Below are 19233 nucleotides of genomic sequence, written 5' to 3'. Positions count from 1 at the left end.
CTTGACCGGCCATCCGCCTCACGACTGCGGGGGGCCGGCAGTCACCAGCGGGGGCGGGACAGGTGATAGGCCCGCACATCTTTGGCCGCCCACAGCAACAGCCCCAGAAACGACAGTCGCATCACCACCGATACGGCCCAAACCTCGACACCGTATCGCTGGAGATATTCTTCAAAGCGGCTTTCGCTGTACTGAACCTGAATGGAAGAAGAATAGTCCGACATCACACTGATCGTCACGAGCAAGGCCAACAGGCTGAGAACCGAGAAATAATACCTGTTCACGACAAGGCAGACCGCAAGAGCGCCCAAGCCCACCAACGCCCTGTAATATCTCAATTCGATGGTTGCCCGGGCCTCGTCGTCATCCTGTCCGTGAACAAACGCGTATCCTCGAACGAATTCATTTTCGAACGCCAGAAGCAAAGCGCCCCCGCCCAGGACCAGAACAAGCATGGCGACCAAGGCTGGAAGCAGCGTCAGACGCAAATCATTTGCGCTTGACTGCAGGTCGCAACGAAAGACCCAAATCAGGTCATGAAACAGTCGCGCCATGTAATGTCCCCTCAGGCGGCTCTGATCGATCCTCTTCAAACATGTCACTGATACGGGCGGCTTCGCGGGCCTATTTGAATGCCTTTCGAATGCAAGCTTTTTTGATCAAACCACCTTGTCTTTTATCACCTGGTATAAATCTGGCGCCCGCGCCATCTAAGCGCGCCCGCCGCCGCGATGCTTTTGGATAGGGTGATTTGGCTCTGGTGACCCCGGCAGGATTCGAACCTGCAACCTGCCCCTTAGGAGGGGGCTGCTCTATCCAGTTGAGCCACGGGGCCGTCGGGGCCTCGTTTAACGCGCCTGTGCAGCTTTGTCATCGTCAGATTGCGCCTGCGCGTCGCGCTTGATCCCGTCTCTGTGTTCGCGGTAACACTAGACAAAAGACCCTCAGGAAAAGACACGTGACCAAGCCCGATCATCGCCCCCTGACCTTGCGTGATGTATCCGAAGCATCCGGCGTGTCGGAAATGACCGTGAGCCGCGTGTTGCGCAATCGCGGCGACGTGTCCGATGCCACCCGCCAACGTGTGCTCGAAGCGGCCAAGCGGCTTGGGTATGTGCCCAACAAGATCGCGGGCGCATTGGCCAGCCAGCGGGTCAACCTCGTGGCGGTCATCATCCCGTCGATGTCCAACATGGTGTTTCCCGAAGTCATGACCGGCATCAGCCAGGTGCTCGAGGAAACCGATCTGCAGCCCGTCGTGGGCCTGACCGATTATCTTCCCGAGAAAGAAGAGAAAGTCCTCTACGAGATGCTGTCCTGGCGGCCTTCGGGCATCATCATCGCCGGGCTGGAACATTCCGACGCAAGCCGCGCCATGTTGCGCGCCTCGGGGATTCCGGTGGTCGAGATCATGGATGTCGACGGCACGCCGGTGGATTCGGTGGTCGGCATTTCGCATCGCCGCGCCGGTCAGCAGATGGCGCAGGAAATCATCCGCGCCGGATACAAGCGGATCGGCTTCGTCGGCACCAAGATGCCGCTCGATCATCGCGCCCGCAAACGCTTCGAGGGCTTCACCGAGGCTCTGGCCAAGGCCGGGATCGAGATGGCCGATCAGGAATTCTATTCCGGCGGCTCGGCGCTCGTGAAGGGCCGCGAATTGACCGAGGCGCTGCTGACGCGGACACCCGATCTGGATTTCATCTATTACTCGAACGACATGATCGGCGCGGGCGGGCTGATGCACCTGATCGGACAGGGCGTCGATATCCCGGGTCAGATCGGGCTGGCCGGGTTCAACGGGCTTAACCTGCTCAAGGGATTGCCGCGCGAGCTGGCGACGATGGATGCCTGCCGTCAGGAAATCGGCCGCCGCGCCGCCCAGATCATCGCGGCCCGGGTCGATGACCCGACCAACAGCGCGCCGGTGCGCATCGCGCTGGAACCCACGATCACCGAAGGCGACACCCTGCGCCGCGACTGACCAACCGGGCCGTCAGCGCAAGGCGTTTCGAAACGCCTTGGCGCAGGCACCCGGCCACAAGGGGTGCCGCACGCAATTTCGAAATTGCGTGCCCAAGACCGTTCGAACGGCCTTTCGAGCTCTCGCGCCACCGTCAGTTCCCATGCGCCGCGCAGCAAAAAACCCCGTCCAATGGACGGGGTTTTTCGTCATGTCACTCTGTCGCATTGCCCGGATCAGGCAACGTCCTTGCGCTTGATCGGCGCCCAGATGCGCTTGTTCGTCAGGTACAGCAACACCGTCAGCACCGTCAGGAAGATCACACCGGTCAGGCCCGCCTGCTTGCGCGCCATCATCTTCGGCTCCGCGGCCCACATCAGGAAGGCCGACACATCCTCGGACTGGCTTTCGATGGTGTTGATATGCCCGTCGTCGAACTCGACATCCTCACCGTAAAGCGGCGGCGCCATGGCAATCCAGCCACCGGGGAACGCCTTGTTCTCATAGAGCGTCGTTCCCGCCTCTTCCTTGGTCTCGCCGGTATAGCCGGTCAGCAGCGAATAGATGTATTCCGGGCCGCCCATACCTTTGAACAGCTGCGCCATCCCGGTGCCGTACGGCCCGTGGAAACCGGCGCGCGCCTTCGCCATCATGCTGAGGTCAGGCGCATTTTCCAGTGCCGACATCGGGAAGTGATCCGTCGGGAGCGCGGCGCGGAAATCGTCGATCTCCGCATCATACACCTCGTACTGCGCGGCATAGGCGCGCATCTGGTCCGCAGGAAGTTGCGGTCCACCCTCATCCGACAGCGTGCGGAACGGCACGTACTGCATGCCGTGGCAGGCCGCGCAGACCTGGGTATAGACTTTCAGTCCACGCTGCAGCTGGTTCTGATCGAACGTGCCGAACGGTCCTTCGAACGAAAAGTCCACATCCTCGACATGGCCCGCAGCGCCGGCAGCCATCGCGCCCCCGGCGGAAAGGGTCAGGGCGGCAACTGCGGAAATCGCGAGTTTCTTGAACATGATCCCGTATCCTTTCTTATTCAGCCGGCGCAGCGGCAGCTTGGCCCGCATCGCCCGCTTTCTTGGGGTAATGGGCGTCGAAATCGGCCTCGATCGTGTCAGGCTGCGCCAGCGGCTTCTCGATCACGCCCAGAAGCGGCAGGATGATCAGGAAGTAGGCGAACCAATAGGCCGAGCCGATCAGCGCGATCACCGGATAGATACCTTCGGCAGGCATCGCACCGACCCACATCAGCACCATGAAGTCGACGACCAGCAGCGCGAACCACCACTTGAACATCGGACGATACCGGCCCGACCGCACGCTCGACGTATCGAGCCACGGCGCCAGCGCCATCACCACGATCGCGCCGAACATCGCCAGAACACCGAAGAACTTCGCGTCGATGATGCCACCGGTCAGGAAGCCCGCCAGCTGCACGATCCACACCGTGTCGTCGAAGGCGCGCAGGATCGCGTAGAACGGCAGGAAGTACCATTCGGGCACGATATGCGACGGGGTGACCAGCGGGTTCGCCTCGACATAGTTGTCGGGGTGGCCGAGATAGTTGGGCATGAAGCCGACGACGGCAAAGAAGATCACCATGATCAGGGCCAGCGCGAACAGGTCCTTGATCACGAAATAGGGCCAGAACGGCACCGTGTCCTTCTCGGCCTCGGCCTTCGATCCGCGACGCACCTCTACACCGGTCGGGTTGTTGTTGCCCGTGGTGTGGAAGGCCCAGATATGCACCGCGACCAGCGCCGCGATCACGAAGGGCAGCAGGTAATGCAGCGAGAAGAAGCGCGTCAGCGTCGCGTTGTCCACCGCCGGTCCGCCCAGAAGCCAGGTCTGGATCGGCTCACCGATGAAGGGAATCGCGCCGAAGAGGCCGGTAATCACCGTGGCGCCCCAGAACGACATCTGACCCCAGGGCAGAACGTAGCCCATGAACGCCGTGCCCATCATCAGCAGGTAGATCAGCATGCCGATGATCCACGTCACCTCGCGCGGCGCCTTGTACGAGCCGTAATAGAGGCCGCGGAAGATATGCAGATAGACCGCGAAGAAGAACAGCGATGCGCCATTCATATGCAGATAGCGGATCATATGGCCGCCATTCACGTTGCGCATGATATGTTCGACCGACGCGAAGGCCATGTCGACATGCGGCGTGTAATGCATCACCAGCACGATGCCGGTCACGATCTGCAGCACGAGACAGAAGGTCAGGACGATACCCCAGATCCACATCCAGTTGAGGTTCTTGGGGGTCGGCAGCATCAGGGTGTCATACATGAGGCCGACGATCGGCAGACGCCGATGCAGCCACTTGGCACCATTTGATTGCGGTTCGTAATGATCGTGCGGAATTCCGGACATGAGCGCGTTTCCTTATCCCAGTTTGATCGTCGACTCGTCGACGAATTCTGCGACGGGCACCGGAAGGTTTTCCGGCGCGGGGCCTTTGCGAATACGGCCCGAGGTATCGTAATGCGAGCCATGGCAGGGGCAGAACCAGCCACCGATGCCACCCTCGACAGCGTAGTCGCCGGCATTGCCCATCGGCACGCAGCCAAGATGCGTGCAGACACCCATCTGCACCAGCCACTCGCCCGCTTCGTCCATCGCGCGGTTTTCATCTGTCGCCGGAACGTCTCCGCTCAGGTTGTTGTTGCGTGCGATCCCATCGGGAAGATCGGCAACATCGACCGAGCGTGCATCCTCGATTTCCGCAGGGGTGCGGCGGCGGATGAACACCGGTTTGCCGAGCCATTTGACGGTGATCTGCGATCCTTCCGCAACGCCCGAGATATCCACCCGGATCGAGCTCAGGGCCTGCACATCCGCCGAGGGATTCATCTGGTCGACCAGGGGCCAGATCGCGGCCCCGGCGGTCACTGCCCCCGCGCCTGCGGTAGCGTAGTAGAGGAAGTCTCTGCGGGTGCCTTCGTGGTCTTCTACGTGGGACACAGGGTCTACTCCATTTTCAAAGCCGATGACGTGCCCCGACCCGATCCACGGAATCCACGGCCGGAGTCCCGGGGCATGTTTGGAACGCTATTTAGCCGGGTGTGCAGGGGTCGTCCAGTGCGCAATGCCGCCGATTTGAACGGGGCGCGGAAGTGTCGCGCTTGAGACCTTGTCATTAAAGGTTTAGGACCTTGTCGCAGATATTGCGGATTTGAAAGACTTCAGCATGAAAAACAGTCTCGCCTCATTGGGCTTGGTGGCCGTAGCGGCTCTGGCCACGCCCGCTGCCGCCGAAATGGAACTCAGCCTCTATGTGGGCATCCAAAGCGTCGACAACAGCACCCTCAGCGGCACCCTGCCCGGTGGCGCCCCGATCAGCCGGTCTGTCGACTGGGCCGGCAAGCCTCTGGAAAACCCCTTCTACTACGGCGGCCGCGCCATCTGGTGGATGGACAACAATATCGGCTTCGGCCTCGAAGGCACCCATGCCAAGGCCTATGCCTCCTCCGGCGATCTTGCCGCCCTGGGGCTCAGCCGGTTCGAATTGTCCGACGGTCACAACATCATCACCGCCAACGTGATGAAGCGCTGGCCCGGCGCCTTCGCCAAGACCCCGCGCTTCACGCCTTACGTGGGCGGCGGGGTCGGTGTGGCGATCCCTCATGTGGACGCGCAGGTCATCGGCTCGCCGGTGCGCACCTTCGGCTACGAAACCACCGGCCTCGCGCTGCGCGGCCTGGCGGGTCTGAAATACGAGCTCAACGAAAATTGGGCGCTGTTCAGCGAATACCAGGTCACATGGTCCGACAACGACATCACCATCGACCCGGCCCCCGGACAGCTCGCCGGCAAGGCCAGTGTCGAGCTTGTCACCCATGCGGTGAATTTCGGTATCAGCTACAATTTCTGACTGGCCAGAGTCTGACTGGCCAGCTTCTCACAGTCCGGACCGGTCTTTTCCAAGACCGGTCCGCCCGGCAGGCCGGTGCAAGTGGGGTTAGACCGCATCCGCCGGCGCCGTGAGCTTCATGCTCTCGCGCTGCGAAAAGACCGCGTACCAATCGTCCAGCGCGTCATTTCCCTTGCGCCAGCCGCGCGCGTCATGGCGGAAATCCAGATATCCCAAGGCACAGCCGACCGCGATCTGGCCCATGTCTAGCGGCCCGCGCAGATGGCTCATCCAGCGCGCATTCAGCGCCGAGACCGCGCGCTCGATCTTGGACCATTGCGCATCCACCCAGCTGTCCAGCACCGCTTCCGCCGGGCGCAGCTTGTGCTCGTAGAGCATCAGGACCGCTGCCTCCATGATCCCGTCCGCCGTCGCCTCCAGCGTCAGCGTCTCCCAGATGCGCCCGTCGGGATAAAGCCCCGCCTTGGCGTGATCGTCCAGAAACCGGCAGATCACCCGACTGTCATAAAGCGTCGGCCCGTCCTCGCGGATCAGCGCCGGGATCTTTCCCAATGGGTTGGCTGTCGCCACTTCGGGGGCGGTGTCGAAGGGGCTGGTCGGTTTGGCGTAGATGTCGATCGCTTCGTACTGGCCGGTTTCATGCAGCAGCACATGCACCTTGCGTACGAAAGGCGAGGTCGGGGACGACATGAGTTTCATTGGAGCCTCCTGAGGGTCGGATGATCGCACGATCCGATGATCGACCTTAGGGGCGCTCCGCCGCCTTTGCCAGCCCTCTCGATGCGCCCTGTTTCGGGCTGCCCTTCAGGGCGCCGGAGCGCGGGTTTTGAGGCCGTTGTGTACGGGATGGACACAAATCCGGGGATTGCTTCATCGTTTGGTCCCAAACGCGCGTAGGTTTCGTACGGATCGTACGATCTTCAGGCGGCGACAAGCTGATGGCCGCGGGTGCCCGCGATGGTGGCGGTCACGATATGTCCCTCGCTCTGATCGGCGTCGAAGGTCACTTCGGTGAACTGTTCCGTCCGGCCCATGCGCGCGCTTTCCATCAATATGTGGTGGGTGCGCCCCTGCTGCTCTGCCAGATGTCGTGTCACCTGCCGCTCGCCCGCCGCCCTCAGCCGCGCCGCGCGCTCCTTGATGTCGCGCCCGTTCACTTGCGGCATCCGTGCAGCCGGCGTGCCCGGCCTTGGGCTGTAGGGAAAGACATGCAGCCATGTCAGGTCACATTCTTCCACTAATTTCAATGAGTTGACAAAAGCCGCCTCGGTCTCGGTCGGAAAGCCCGCGATGATATCCGCCCCGAATGTCATCTCCGCCCGCAGCCCCCGCGCCTCCTCCACGAACCGGATCGCATCATCCCTGAGGTGCCGTCTCTTCATTCTTTTGAGAATCAGGTCGTCCCCATGCTGCAAGCTCAGATGCAGATGCGGCATGAGGCGTTTCTCGGTGGCGATCGCCTGCATCAGGTTGTCATCTACCTCTATGGAATCAATAGAGGAAATCCGCAGGCGCGGAAGATCGGGCACCAGTTTCAGGATGCGCATGACCAGATCTCCAAGCCTCGGTTCGGCGGGCAGATCGGCCCCCCAGCTGGTCAGATCGACGCCCGTGAGCACCACTTCGTTAAAGCCCCGGTCGACCAATCGCTTGATCTGATCCACCACAACCCCCGCCGGCACCGACCGCGAATTTCCGCGCCCGAACGGAATGATGCAAAACGTGCACCGATGATCGCACCCGTTCTGCACCTGCACATAAGCCCGGCTCCGCGTCCCGAACCCGTCGATCAGATGGCCGGCCGTTTCGGTTACGGACATGATGTCGTCGACCTGGCAAGCCTCTGTTTCTCCTATGAAATCTGCGGCAAGCCCGGCCCATGTGGCGGGCTGCATCTTCTCGGTATTGCCGATGACGGCGTCCACTTCGGGCATGGCGGTGAAGGTTTCGGGCTCGGTCTGTGCCGCGCATCCGGTGACGATCAGCCGGGCGGTCGGGTTTTCCCGCCGCAGCCTTCGGATCTCTTGCCGGGCCTTGCGCACAGCCTCGGCCGTGACCGCGCAAGTATTTATGATCACTGCATTTTCCAGCCCCGCCTGCTGGCTCAGCTCCTTCATCGCCTCGGTTTCATAGGCATTCAGGCGGCACCCGAGCGTGGTGAATTTGGGTGCGCCGGTCATCCCAGCCCCTCCAGAAACTCTTGCGTCAGAACCCCGTCGAACACATGCGCCGTCGGCCCCGTCATCCAGACTCCATCCTCGCGCCAGTCTATATGTAGTGTTCCACCGTCCAGATCGATCCGCACCTTGCGGCTTGTGAGCCCCCTGCGGGCCGCCGCGACCGCCGCCGCACATGATGACGACCCCGACGCGAGCGTATGCCCAACCCCCCGCTCCCACACGCGCATCCGCAAATGATCGGGGCCAATCACGCTCACGACCTGCACATTCGTGCGTTCAGGATAAAGCGGATGATGCTCATATCGCGGGCCAAACTGCTCAAGGGGAATCGCCTCGGCATCCTCGACAAAGAACGTGCAATGCGGGTTGCCCATCCCCGTAGCCGATGGCCCTCCTTCGATCGGAAGTTCGACAGTATCCATGGCTTCGGCAAGGGGAATATCCTGCCAGTCCAACTGCGGCTGGCCCATATTGACCGCAGTCATACCCTCTCCCCGATCCAGCGCATACAGATCGCCGCGATCGGTGGTCAGGCAGAGTTCGCCTTGCCCTGATTCGTCCATCAGAAAACGCGCGATGCAGCGCGTCGCATTCCCGCAAGCAGCCGAGGTCGACCCATCTGCATTATAAAATGTAAGATGCGCGTCTCGCTGGCCAAGGCTTATGACGGCAAGCTGGTCGAACCCGACGCCTTTATGCCTGTCTGCAAGGGCAATCGCGAGGGCAGGCGTGACCTCGAGCGAGCGCGCACGCGCATCCAGCACGACAAAATCGTTGCCAAGCCCGTGCATCTTCATGAAAGGCAAACCGGTGTCTTTTTGCATGCTCATGCGTGGCATATAAACCCGGCGCCGGAACGAATCCAGCACCCGCATCCAAATCGCGCAATTTCGGGGTTGACCCCCTGCTCTGCTCTTTCTAGATAGGCCGCCTAGTGGGCCGTTAGCTCAGTTGGTAGAGCAACTGACTTTTAATCAGTGGGTCGCAGGTTCGAATCCTGCACGGCTCACCACTATAACAAAAAATACGTCATGTGGTTCTCCGCGATGATCGGGCGTTGGCAGGGCTGTTTGTCTGGTCAGGGACGTTATTCCGCTGTCAACAGCAGGCTGACGTCACCAAGTCCGTCAATGTGACCATGGACCTGCTTTTCGGGCAGGACCCACGGCAAGCCGTTAAGCGAGCCAGTGATAACCACCTGTCCAACCTGCAAGCCGCCACAATGCTCCCCTATGGCAATGGCAAGTTTGTAAAGCGTCTCAAACGCATCTCCGCCGGGGACTTTCGCGACGCCATCCAACAGCACCTCGTCCCCGGCTTTCAAATGGCCGCTGGCGCGGGATGTGTCGAACGGTGCCCCCGCTGCAAAAGGCGTCCCAAGAACAAGCGCGCCGTTGAGTTGATTATCCGCCATTTTCAAGATCGGATCCGCACTTGCAGGGTCTTCCAGCCGGGATTGAACAAGCTCGATCACGGGAAGCAATTCGACCGATGACCGCAGATGGTCCTTGAAATCCGGCGCTGTCGCGGCCGGCAGTGGTGACGTCAGACGATAGGCATATTCCAGCTCGATGCCCACGCTTTCACCGGGCGGGACCGCAAACCGGGCCGGGCTTTGCGCGATATCCTTTGCGAAAATCGGGGCAATCACGATCGGGGCATCCGGCGGGCAGGCCACTTTGAACCCACCCACTGGCCCAAACTCGGCGATCAGACGCGACTGGACGGCAAAGGCCTGCTCGCGCGTAAGGCCCTTGCCCGCCGCCAAGGGGACCTTGGGGCCACCACGCCGTGCCATGGCCAGCAATTCGGCCAGCTGCACTACATTCGAGGGCTCAAGGCTGGTCACGGTACTCAGGGCGCGATCACGGCGCCGGCTGAGATCATCGCATCGATGGTCTCGCCGTCATAGCCGGCTTCGGACAAAACCTCGCGGCTGTGCTGACCCAGAACAGGTGCGGCGCCGCGGATCGAGGCTGGTGTCTCGCTGAATTTCACCGGATGTCCGAGTGTTTTCACCGGACCCGCGCTCGGATGATCCAGCTCGACGATCATGTCGCGCGCCAAGGCCTGCGGATCGGCCTGCATTTCCAGAATGTCGAGCACTGGACCAGCAGGCAGCCCTGCCTTCTCCATCCGGTCAAGCCAGGTGGCTGTCGTCTGGGTGGCCAACTTTTCATTCAGGATGCTCTCAAGCTCGGCAAGGTGCTGCATACGGTCGTGATTGTTGGCGAATCTGGGATCTTCCCCCAATTCCGGCGCACCGATCACCTCGAGAAAGCGCAGCCAGTTGCGTTGATTGGCAGCGCCCACGTTGATCCAGCCATCCGCCGTGCGGAAGGATTGGTAAGGCGCGTTGAGGGGATGGGCGGACCCAAGCGGACCGGGCGCTACCCCTGTGGCAAAGGCGATGGCGGACTGCCAATAGGTCTGGGTGATCGCCGCCTCGAACAGCGACGTATCGACCTTTTGCCCCTGGCCGGTCTGCAGCATTCGGGCGTAGGCCGCCGAGACGCCCATGGCGGCGATGATACCGGCGGTGATGTCGGAAATCGGGGCACCGGGCTTGACAGGCGGGCGGCCCGGCCCTTCACCGGTGATCGACATCAGCCCTGACATGCCCTGGGCGATCAGATCAAAGCCCCCGCGTTGCGCATAAGGACCGGTGCGGCCAAAACCCGAGATTTCACAGTAGATCAAACGTGGATTGAGGGCGCGCAGCTCTTCATATCCCAGGCCCAGACGTTCCATGGTGCCCATGCGGTAATTTTCGATCACCACATCGGCTTCTTCCAGCAGACGCCGCAGCGCCGTGACCGCATCGGGCTCTTTGAGGTTCAGAGCGATGCCGCGCTTGTTGCGGTTCATCATCATGTAGGCGGCGGATTCACCGTTGATCGCGGGCGGCACAAATCTGCGGCTGTCATCGCCATCCGGTTTTTCCACCTTGATGACATCGGCCCCCATATCGGCAAGCATCAGCCCGCAAACGGGGCCGGCCATGATATGAGCCAGTTCGACGACTTTCATTCCAGCCAGAGGGCCGTTTTCGGATCCTTTGGTCATGTCCCTGTCCATTCCGGTTTCTGCTTGGCAAGAAAGGCCTCAAGCCCGTGCCGGAAATCGTTACTCATGTAGCATAGTTCAATCAGGTCGGCATCCTCGGCGCGGGCGGCGGCCTGCGTACGGCGCATCGCCTCCTTGGTGGCGCGCAGGGTCAGGGGTGCCATGCCGGCAAGATGGTTTGCCAAGGCGGCGGCGCGGTCCATCAAGGCGGCCTCATCGGGCAGGATCTCCGAGATCAGGCCACAGGCATGGGCTTCCTCGGCCTCGATCAACCGGGCCGTGAAGATCATTTCGCGGACGCGGCCCACCCCCATCAGCGACGAGAGCCGCGCCAGGTTCGCCGCAGCGAGGCAATTGCCAAGCGTGCGTGCGATCGGGAATCCGAACTTGAGGTTCGAAGCCGCGATGCGCAGGTCGCAGGCCGCGGCGATGGCCGCTCCGCCACCTGTGCAGGCCCCGTTGATGGCAGCGACCGTGGGCAAAGGGCAGCGCTCCACGGCATCCAGCACCGCATCGATCCGCGCCTCGTAATCCAGCGCATCCTGTGCCTTGTCGAAGGCGCGGAACTGGGTCATGTCGGTGCCGGCGGCAAATGCCTTGCCACCCGCGCCCGACAGCACCACTGCCCGCAAGCTGCCATCTGTCGGAACAGTCCGGCACAGCTCGGCAAGCCCCTCATACATCTCGAAGGTCAGGGCGTTGCGCGCCTGGGGTCGGTTGAATGAGATCCACAGGGTATGCCCGCGGATCTCGTGAGTCAGTTCGGTCATGCCAATCCCTTATCTGTAGAAATATTCGACAAGGAACAGAGGAACCGACGGCACATAGGTGCACAGCATGAGGACAGCCAGCAGAACCAGAATGAACCAGATGTTGACCTTGGACACCTCCCAGATGTTGGCGCGTGCCACTGCACAGGCAGTGATCAGCACCGATGCCACGGGCGGTGTCTGCTGTCCGATCGCCAGGTTCAGGGTCACCACCAGACCGAAATGCACGGGGTCGATACCGGCCGCGGTAATCAGCGGAATGACGATGGGAACCACCAGGATGATGGCCGCCGCGGAATGCAGGAAGAACCCGATGATCAGGAAGAAGAAGTTCAGGATCAGCAGAATCATCCACTGCTCGGAGGTGATGGCCAGAATGCCTTCGGCAAGCTGCTGAGGAATCTGGGCCCGAGTCAGGAACCCACCCATCAGAACCGACGCCGCCACCAGAAGCATCACGACGGCAGTTTGAATGCCACCATCCAACATGGCGCGGCGCAGGTGCTTGAGATCGATCTGGTTATACCATCCCGACACGACGATCGCTCCGAGAACGGCAAGACCCGCCGCTTCCGTGGCAGTCACGAAACCGCCGAAGATACCACCGAGGATGATGACCGGCAGCGTGAAGGCCGGCAGCGCATCGACAAAGGTTTCCCGAAGGCGGGGAATGTTGAACGCATCTTCGGTGGGCAGGTTGTAGCGGCGCGCGAAGATATAGGCCACGAGCATCAGACCACCCGCACCGAGAAGCCCCGGCACAATGCCCGCCACGAACAGCTGCTCGACCGAGGTGTTTGCCGAGGCCGCATAGAGGATCATCGGGATGGATGGTGGAATGATGATCGCAAGCGATGCCGATGACGATGTGACCGCAGCCGACAATTCCTTGGAATAGCCGCGCTTTTTCATCTGCGGGATCAGGATCGAGCCCATCGCGGCAACGTCGGCCACAGCAGAGCCGGAGATTTCGGCAAAGAACAGCGACACACCGATATTGACCATCGCCAGACCGCCACGGATGAACCCGATCAGCGCTGAGACGAAGTTGATGAGACGGTCGGTGATACCGCCCGCGTTCATGATGGCACCGGCCAGCACGAACATCGGGATCGCGATCAGCGAGAACTTGGTCGATCCGTCATACATGTCGAGAGCGATGGTCACGAGGCTCGAAGGCCCTTCGGACACCAGCAACCCAAGGACACCGGCAAGCGCCAGTGCCACGGCGATCGGCACGTTGATGCAGATCATCGCCACAAGGGCCAGGAAAATGGCAAGCATAAGCATCAGGCGCGATCCTTGTTCTTTTGAAGTTCGGTTTCGACCTCTTCCTCGATCTCTGCATGTTCAAGCGAGATACCGCGTTTGGTCTTCATCCAGTAATCGGGCAGGCTGACGATCTGACAGATGATGAACAGGATCGCCCCGATCGGGATGACCGATTGGGTGAACTGGATGGGCACCCAAGTCAGTGACACAAGCCTGTCTCCGGCCAGAACCTCGAGGACCTGGAACCCGGCCCGCGCCATCAGGACGAAGAATGTCAGGACCAGCAACTCGCCCAGCAGAACCGCGCCCATGCGATACTGCGGCGGCAAAGCCAGCAAAACCGAGTCGAATCCGATATGGCGGCGATGCAATGCCGCAAGGGCCGAGCCGTAATAGGTGATCCATGCCAGCATGATCGCTGCAACTTCGTCATACCAAGAAAAGCTTTGCCCCATCAGGCGTGCGATCACCGCGACGATGACCATGACTGTAAGCATGACCATCAGAAGTATGGTCACGCCCTCCAGGATCCTGCTGAGAAACTGGTGGATGCGATTCAGACCTGTCATGTTTGCTTTCTTTTCGCATAAGTCCCGACCTCGACTAGCCCACCCGGTGAGGGGCAGATGCGTGTCGGACAATGGCAGAGAGAGAGTAAGGGCCATACCGGCGGCCTTTTCAGGCCGCCGGTGATCTATTCAGGGATCAGCTTGACTGACCGAGGGCAAGAACCTGGTCGATCATTTCCTGAGCGCCTTCGACTTCTGCTGCGAAGCCCTCGTAGATGGGCTGGGAAGCTTCGATGAAGGCATTCTTGTCGGCTTCGTTCACCTCGACGCCCGCATCCTTGATGACCTGAAGAAGTTCGGTCTCAAGCGCAGCGGCCTTCTCATAGGTGAAGGTCTGGGTCTCAGCCGCGCAATCCGTCAGGACCTGCTTCACCTCATCCGAATAGCCCGAGAATGTCTTGTCGGACGCCAGGATATAGGCCGGCGTATAGACGTGACCGGTGATCGACAGGTATTTCTGCACTTCCTGGAACTTGGCCGAAGCGATCTGTGCATAGGGGTTTTCCTGACCGTCGATCACACCCGTCTGCAGCGCCGTGAACACGTCCGAGAAGGCCATCGGGGTCGGGTTTGCACCATACTGCTGGAACATCTTCACACGCCAGGCGCCATTCGGTGTGCGCAGCTTGATCCCCTCGAGGTCGGCCGGAACATTGATCGGGCGCACATTGTTGGTGATGTGGCGGAAGCCATTTTCCGCCAGGCCGACGATGTAGTAGCCGTTTGCCTGAGCCTCGCCCTGCAGTTTGTCCATCATGGCGTCCTGGACACGGCGCATGTGATCGCGGTCCTTGATGATATAGGGCATTTCAAAGATGCCGAAGACGTCGCTGACCGACGACATGATCGAGGACGGCAGCGCGAAATCGACCTGACCCAGCTTCAGCTTCTGAAGCAGTTCCTTGTCCTTGCCCAGCTGGGACGACCCGAAGGTCTGTACCTCTACGGAGCCGCCGGATTTATCGCCGACACAGGCTGCGTAATGGTTCACCGTGGCTTCGAACAAAGAGCCGGGTGCGCCGACATGGCCGAACTTCAATGTCAGGTCCGCCGCCGCAGCCGGTACGGCCATCAGCGAAGCAAGTGCCGTTGCAAGCAATGTTTTTTTCATGTGATCCTCCCATAGGTTTCGATTTTGCGCAGCGACCGGTGCGATGCCCGAGGGCCGTTTCGTCGCCCGGTTTGCGCGGTTCACTTTCGTGCTCATCCCCTTGACGTTTCGAGGGGTTATCGCGGGCGGCCCTCCCTCCGCCCGCAATGATCGTCAGTCTATATCACGCCGCGGCGCGTTCGGCGCCAAATTTACGCCCAAGCACATCAAGCGCCGCCTGAACGCCCCCTGCCCTGTGCGGGACACCGGCATCACGCAGGCCCATTTCCACACCCGAAAGGGTGCCGCACAGCATCAGGTCGTTGAAATCACCCAGATGACCGATACGAAACACCCGGTCAGCCACCTTGGACAGGCCATTGCCGAGCGACATGTCATAATTCTGCAAGGTCACCGAACGGAACCGATCAGCGGAATGACCTTCGGGCATCATCACGGCTGTCAGAACCGGCGAGCGATGCTCGGGCACCTTGCACAGCACCTCGAGGCCCCATGCTTCGACAGCGGCGCGTGTCGCTTCGGCATGGCGCTTGTGGCGGGCAAAGACGTTGTCCAGCCCCTCTTCGTGCAGCATGTCGATGGCTTCATTCAGGCCATAGAGCAGATTGGTCGCCGGGGTATAAGGGAAGTAGCCCGTCTCGTTCGGACCGGCCATTTCATCCCAGCTCCAATAGGAATGCTTGAGACCGGCTGTTTCCGCCACCTTCAGAGCCTTCTCGCTGATGGCGTTGAAAGACAGGCCGGGTGGCAACATCAGGCCCTTTTGCGAGCCCGACACCGTCACGTCCACGCCCCATTCGTCATGACGGAAATCAACCGATGCCAGCGACGAAATCGTGTCGGCCATCAACAGCGCGGGATGTCCTGCGGAGTCGATTGCCTTGCGCACCTTTGCAACCGGCGTCACGGCACCGGTCGAGGTTTCGTTGTGCACGACACAGACTGCCTTGATCTCATGGGTCTTGTCGTCCTTCAGGCGGGCTTCGATCGCGTCGGCATCGGCGCCCCCGCGCCAGTCGCCTTCGATGAACACCGGGTTGAGACCCAGCTTCTCCGCCAGCTTCTTCCACAGGGTCGCGAAATGGCCGGTCTCGTACATCAGCACGGTATCGCCTGGCGACAGCGTGTTCACCAAGGCGGCTTCCCAAGCGCCGGTTCCGGAGGACGGGTAAATGACGACGCGCGACTCGGTCTTGAAGATCGACTTCATACCTTCAAGGGCCTTGCGGCCCACATCTGCAAAGGCAGGACCACGGTGATCCATGGTCGGATAATCCATGGCGCGCAGAATGCGATCAGGGACATTGGATGGGCCAGGGATTTGAAGAAAATGGCGGCCGGCAGTCATGTGGTCGTTCTCCCGAATAACGTCAGAGCCCGACATTGCAGGCTCGTGAATTGTGTTGAAGTGAATTATGAATTCAATATTATGTCAAGACGTCACGAAATATTTTTGCGGGAATGGATGGAATGTTGAAAGAAAAGACCTTGGCTCATTTGGCGCGTGAGGTTCGGGGCGAGGTTTTGACCGATTCCTTTTCCCGTGGGCGCTATGCCACGGACGCGTCCATCTACCAGATCATGCCGGCCGGCGTGGTGATTCCCAAATCTGCGGATGATGTGGCCGCAGCACTTGATGCGGCACGCGACGCGGGGATTCCCATCACCATGCGCGGCGGCGGCACGTCGCAATGCGGACAGACGGTCAACGCCGGGCTGGTTGTCGACTGTTCGAAACACCTCAACCGCATACTCGAACTCGATATCGAGGGACGGCGCGCCGTTGTGGAGCCGGGGATCGTTCTGGATGACCTCAACCGACAGCTCAAACCCCACGGACTCTGGTTTCCGGTGGATGTCTCGACCGCGTCGCGCGCGACGATCGGCGGCATGGTCGGGAACAACTCCTGCGGCTCACGTTCGCTTCGCTATGGCACGACGCGGGACAATGTCGACCGGATCGAAGGGCTTCTGGCAGATGGAACAGCGTTCGATTTCGGCCCCGGAAGCGGCAACCGCGTTCCCGAAACCCTGCTACGGCAAATGCTGGATTTGGGCGCAAGGGAAGCGCTTGAAATCGCCGAACGCTTCCCGAAGGTGCAGCGCCGAGTCGGTGGCTACAACATCGACGCACTGGTGCCCGGCGAACGGCCGATCAACCTTGCGCATCTGCTGATCGGGTCGGAAGGGACGCTTGCCCTGTCCACCGCAATCGAGATCAAACTCTCGCCGCTGCCCTCCAAGACACGCGTTCTCGGCGTATGCCACTTCCCGACGTTCCGCGCCGCGATGGAGGCCGCAAAGCCTCTGGTCGGGCTTGCGCCCACCTCGGTCGAACTTGTGGACAGTACGATGATCGGCCTGGCACGGTCGATCCCGATCTACGCAAAGACGCTGGAAGAGTTCGTTCGCGGCGCGCCCGCCGCGATGCTGTTCGTCGAATTCGCCGACAGCCAGGCCGAGAACGAAGAAAACATGCGCCGATTGCAGGATACCATGTCGGATCTCGGATTCGGCTTCGGCAAGGGCGCAGAGCGCGAAGGTGGCGTGGTCGAGGTCTGGGACATGAACCTTGCTGCTGATATCGGCGAATTGCGCAAGGCGGGGCTCAACATCATGATGTCGATGAAGGACGAGGGCAAACCCGTCTCCTTCGTCGAGGATTGCGCCGTCCCGCTAGAGCATCTGGCAGATTACACCGACCGGCTGACCGAGGTATTCCATAGTCACGGCACCGAGGGCACATGGTATGCACATGCCTCGGAAGGCTGTCTGCATGTGCGGCCCGTGCTGAACCTCAAGCTGGAAAAGGACGTTCGCGCCATGCGCGAGATTGCCGAAGCCGCATTCGACATGGTCAGCGCCTACAAGGGCTCGCATTCGGGGGAACATGGCGACGGGATCGTGCGCTCGGAGTTTCACGGCAAGATGTTCGGACCGCGCATCCTTGCAGCCTTCGAAGAGGTCAAGGCCGCCTTCGATCCGGAAAGCCGCCTGAACCCCGGCAAGATCGTGCATGCGCCCAAGATGGATGATCGCAGCCTGATGCGGTACCCGCCCGATTACAGCTTTGACGACGTCAAGACCGGGCATGACTGGTCGGCATGGCCCGGGAAGGGCGGCGGATTTCAGGGCGCCGTCGAGATGTGCAACAACAATGGCGCCTGCCGCAAGCTCAAGGGTGGCGCGATGTGCCCCAGCTACAGGGTGACCCGCGATGAACGCGACGTGACACGTGGCCGTGCCAATACCCTGCGGCTGGCGCTGTCTGGACGGCTTGGCAAGGACGCGCTCTTCTCGGACGAGATGGCTGAGACGATGAAGCTTTGTGTCGGCTGCAAGGCGTGCAAACGCGAATGCCCGACCGGGGTCGACATGGCCAAGATGAAAACCGAGGTTCTGTATCAGCGCGGGCAGAAACTGGGCTATGGCCGCCGCGAGCGCCTGATCGCCGAGATGCCGCGATATGCGCGGTTGGCCGTGGCGCTGCGGGGATTCATCCGCCTGCGCAATAAAGTGCCTGCATTGGCGGCCCTTGGGGAGAAGCTTTTCGGGTTGGCCCGCCAGCGGAGCCTGCCGGAATTTCGCGGCGATTTCTTTCGCGACGCCGAGATCGGAAAAACGACCGGCCAAGCGTCCAAGGGGAAGGTTCTTCTGTTCACGGACACCTTCAATCGCTGGATGGAGCCGGGAATTCCCCGCGCTGCCCTGAATGTCCTGACACGCGCGGGATACGACGTGATCGCCGCCGATGCGCCGGGCCGTCCCTTGTGTTGCGGGCGGACCTATCTTGCCGCTGGCATGATCGACAAGGCCCGCGCCGAAGCGCGCAGGACACTTCAAGCGCTGATGCCGCATGTGCGCGCAGGTGTGCCTATCGTCGGGCTGGAGCCGTCCTGCCTACTAACCCTGCGCGACGAGTTCCTGACCCTGTTGCCGGGTGACGAGGCCAAGGCTCTGTCCGAAAACGCCCTTCTGTTCGAGGAATTCATAGCCCGCGAGGCCAAGGCTGGCCGCTTCGATCTGCCGATGGCATCCCCCGGCATATCGGCACGCGTGCATGGCCACTGCCACCAGAAGGCTGCAGGCGTGATGTCGGACATGGATGCGGCCCTTGCGCTGGTTCCCGGTCTCGACTCGCAGACGATCGAAAGCAGCTGCTGCGGCATGGCCGGTGCCTTTGGCTATGGTGCGGACACCTATGACGTGTCGATCCGGATGGGAGAGCTGTCATTGCTGCCCGCCGTGCGCGAGGCTGCGGCGGATGACCTGATCGTGGCCAATGGCACCTCGTGTCGTCACCAGATTTGCGATGGCACGGGACGTCATCCCCTGCATATCGCGGAAGTTTTCGACAGGGCGTCGCAAAATGCGTTAAAAGATGGGGGATGAGGTGAGTAGCAACCAGCAAGA

17 protein-coding genes and 2 tRNA genes are annotated in these 19233 nt (G+C 61.0%); 4 read left to right on the top strand and 15 right to left on the bottom strand.

Annotation, left to right across the window (positions count from 1 at the left end):
* Positions 1-41 precede the first annotated feature (41 nt).
* Both F3H35_RS17730 and F3H35_RS17725 read right to left on the bottom strand, forming a co-directional pair.
* Positions 42-455 (bottom strand): hypothetical protein, encoded by a 414-nt coding sequence (locus F3H35_RS17730; protein ID WP_149780870.1) that lies wholly within the window; start codon positions 453-455, stop codon positions 42-44.
* Between the two features lie 303 nt (positions 456-758).
* A tRNA-Arg gene (locus tag F3H35_RS17725) sits at positions 759-835 on the bottom strand.
* A 123-nt stretch (positions 836-958) separates the two neighbouring features.
* Between F3H35_RS17725 and F3H35_RS17720 the strand changes: the two genes are divergently transcribed.
* Positions 959-1984 carry a LacI family DNA-binding transcriptional regulator gene (locus F3H35_RS17720; RefSeq protein WP_149780869.1) on the top strand — a complete coding sequence of 342 codons (1026 nt, stop codon included), beginning with the start codon at positions 959-961 and terminating at the stop codon, positions 1982-1984.
* Between the two features lie 215 nt (positions 1985-2199).
* Here the strand turns inward: F3H35_RS17720 and F3H35_RS17715 are convergent, their stop codons facing one another.
* Genes F3H35_RS17715 through petA form a run of 3 tightly spaced genes read right to left on the bottom strand, consistent with a single transcriptional unit; the run spans position 2200 to position 4942 of the window.
* Positions 2200-2988, bottom strand: coding sequence for a cytochrome c1 (locus F3H35_RS17715; RefSeq protein WP_149780868.1), 789 nt, complete (start codon positions 2986-2988; stop codon positions 2200-2202).
* 16 nt (positions 2989-3004) lie between these two features.
* On the bottom strand, positions 3005-4351 hold the full coding sequence (gene petB, locus F3H35_RS17710; RefSeq protein WP_149780867.1) for a cytochrome b: 1347 nt from the start codon (positions 4349-4351) through the stop codon (positions 3005-3007).
* A 12-nt stretch (positions 4352-4363) separates the two neighbouring features.
* Positions 4364-4942 (bottom strand): ubiquinol-cytochrome c reductase iron-sulfur subunit, encoded by a 579-nt coding sequence (gene petA / locus F3H35_RS17705; RefSeq protein WP_149780866.1) that lies wholly within the window; start codon positions 4940-4942, stop codon positions 4364-4366.
* A gap of 226 nt (positions 4943-5168) precedes the next feature.
* Between petA and F3H35_RS17700 the strand changes: the two genes are divergently transcribed.
* On the top strand, positions 5169-5852 hold the full coding sequence (locus F3H35_RS17700; protein ID WP_149780865.1) for an outer membrane protein: 684 nt from the start codon (positions 5169-5171) through the stop codon (positions 5850-5852).
* Positions 5853-5939: 87 nt separating this feature from the next.
* Here F3H35_RS17700 and F3H35_RS17695 read toward each other — a convergent pair whose 3' ends face one another.
* The 3 genes from F3H35_RS17695 to dapF form a co-directional block, all read right to left on the bottom strand.
* Entirely contained in the window at positions 5940-6551 is a 612-nt protein-coding gene (locus tag F3H35_RS17695) for a glutathione S-transferase (protein WP_149780864.1), read from the bottom strand.
* Between the two features lie 221 nt (positions 6552-6772).
* Positions 6773-8032: a tRNA (N(6)-L-threonylcarbamoyladenosine(37)-C(2))-methylthiotransferase MtaB gene (gene mtaB / locus F3H35_RS17690; RefSeq protein ID WP_149780863.1), complete on the bottom strand. Its 1260-nt coding sequence runs from the start codon at positions 8030-8032 to the stop codon at positions 6773-6775.
* A complete protein-coding gene (dapF, locus tag F3H35_RS17685) occupies positions 8029-8871 on the bottom strand; it encodes a diaminopimelate epimerase (RefSeq protein WP_149780862.1) in 843 nt (280 codons plus the stop codon). Before dapF ends, mtaB begins: the two co-directional genes overlap by 4 nt.
* A 97-nt stretch (positions 8872-8968) precedes the next feature.
* Between dapF and F3H35_RS17680 the strand changes: the two genes are divergently transcribed.
* A tRNA-Lys gene (locus F3H35_RS17680) sits at positions 8969-9044 on the top strand.
* A gap of 75 nt (positions 9045-9119) precedes the next feature.
* Here the strand turns inward: F3H35_RS17680 and F3H35_RS17675 are convergent.
* From F3H35_RS17675 to F3H35_RS17645, 7 genes are all read right to left on the bottom strand, one after another.
* A complete protein-coding gene (locus tag F3H35_RS17675) occupies positions 9120-9800 on the bottom strand; it encodes a 2-keto-4-pentenoate hydratase (RefSeq protein ID WP_223228471.1) in 681 nt (226 codons plus the stop codon).
* A gap of 86 nt (positions 9801-9886) precedes the next feature.
* Positions 9887-11098 (bottom strand): CaiB/BaiF CoA transferase family protein, encoded by a 1212-nt coding sequence (locus F3H35_RS17670; protein ID WP_149780861.1) that lies wholly within the window; start codon positions 11096-11098, stop codon positions 9887-9889.
* Complete coding sequence (locus F3H35_RS17665) at positions 11095-11868, bottom strand: enoyl-CoA hydratase (protein ID WP_149780860.1); 774 nt, start codon at positions 11866-11868, stop codon at positions 11095-11097. Before F3H35_RS17665 ends, F3H35_RS17670 begins: the two co-directional genes overlap by 4 nt.
* A 9-nt stretch (positions 11869-11877) precedes the next feature.
* Positions 11878-13158, bottom strand: a complete 1281-nt coding sequence (locus F3H35_RS17660; protein WP_149780859.1) for a TRAP transporter large permease — start codon at positions 13156-13158, stop codon at positions 11878-11880.
* On the bottom strand, positions 13158-13709 hold the full coding sequence (locus F3H35_RS17655) for a TRAP transporter small permease (protein WP_149780858.1): 552 nt from the start codon (positions 13707-13709) through the stop codon (positions 13158-13160). The genes F3H35_RS17660 and F3H35_RS17655 overlap by 1 nt, the downstream gene beginning before the upstream one ends.
* Positions 13710-13845: 136 nt before the next feature.
* The gene (locus tag F3H35_RS17650) at positions 13846-14820 is read right to left on the bottom strand and encodes a TRAP transporter substrate-binding protein (protein ID WP_149780857.1); all 975 of its coding nucleotides are present in this window, start codon (positions 14818-14820) and stop codon (positions 13846-13848) included.
* Between the two features lie 163 nt (positions 14821-14983).
* Positions 14984-16168, bottom strand: a complete 1185-nt coding sequence (locus F3H35_RS17645) for a pyridoxal-phosphate-dependent aminotransferase family protein (protein ID WP_149780856.1) — start codon at positions 16166-16168, stop codon at positions 14984-14986.
* A gap of 122 nt (positions 16169-16290) precedes the next feature.
* On the opposite strand from F3H35_RS17645, the gene F3H35_RS17640 reads away from it, so the two are divergent.
* Entirely contained in the window at positions 16291-19212 is a 2922-nt protein-coding gene (locus F3H35_RS17640) for an FAD-binding and (Fe-S)-binding domain-containing protein (RefSeq protein ID WP_149780855.1), read from the top strand.
* Positions 19213-19233 lie beyond the last annotated feature (21 nt).

Source organism: Roseovarius litoreus (assembly GCF_900142765.1).
Taxonomy (GTDB): Bacteria; Pseudomonadota; Alphaproteobacteria; order Rhodobacterales; family Rhodobacteraceae; genus Roseovarius; species Roseovarius litoreus.
This window is presented reverse-complemented; position numbering and strand designations above follow the sequence as displayed.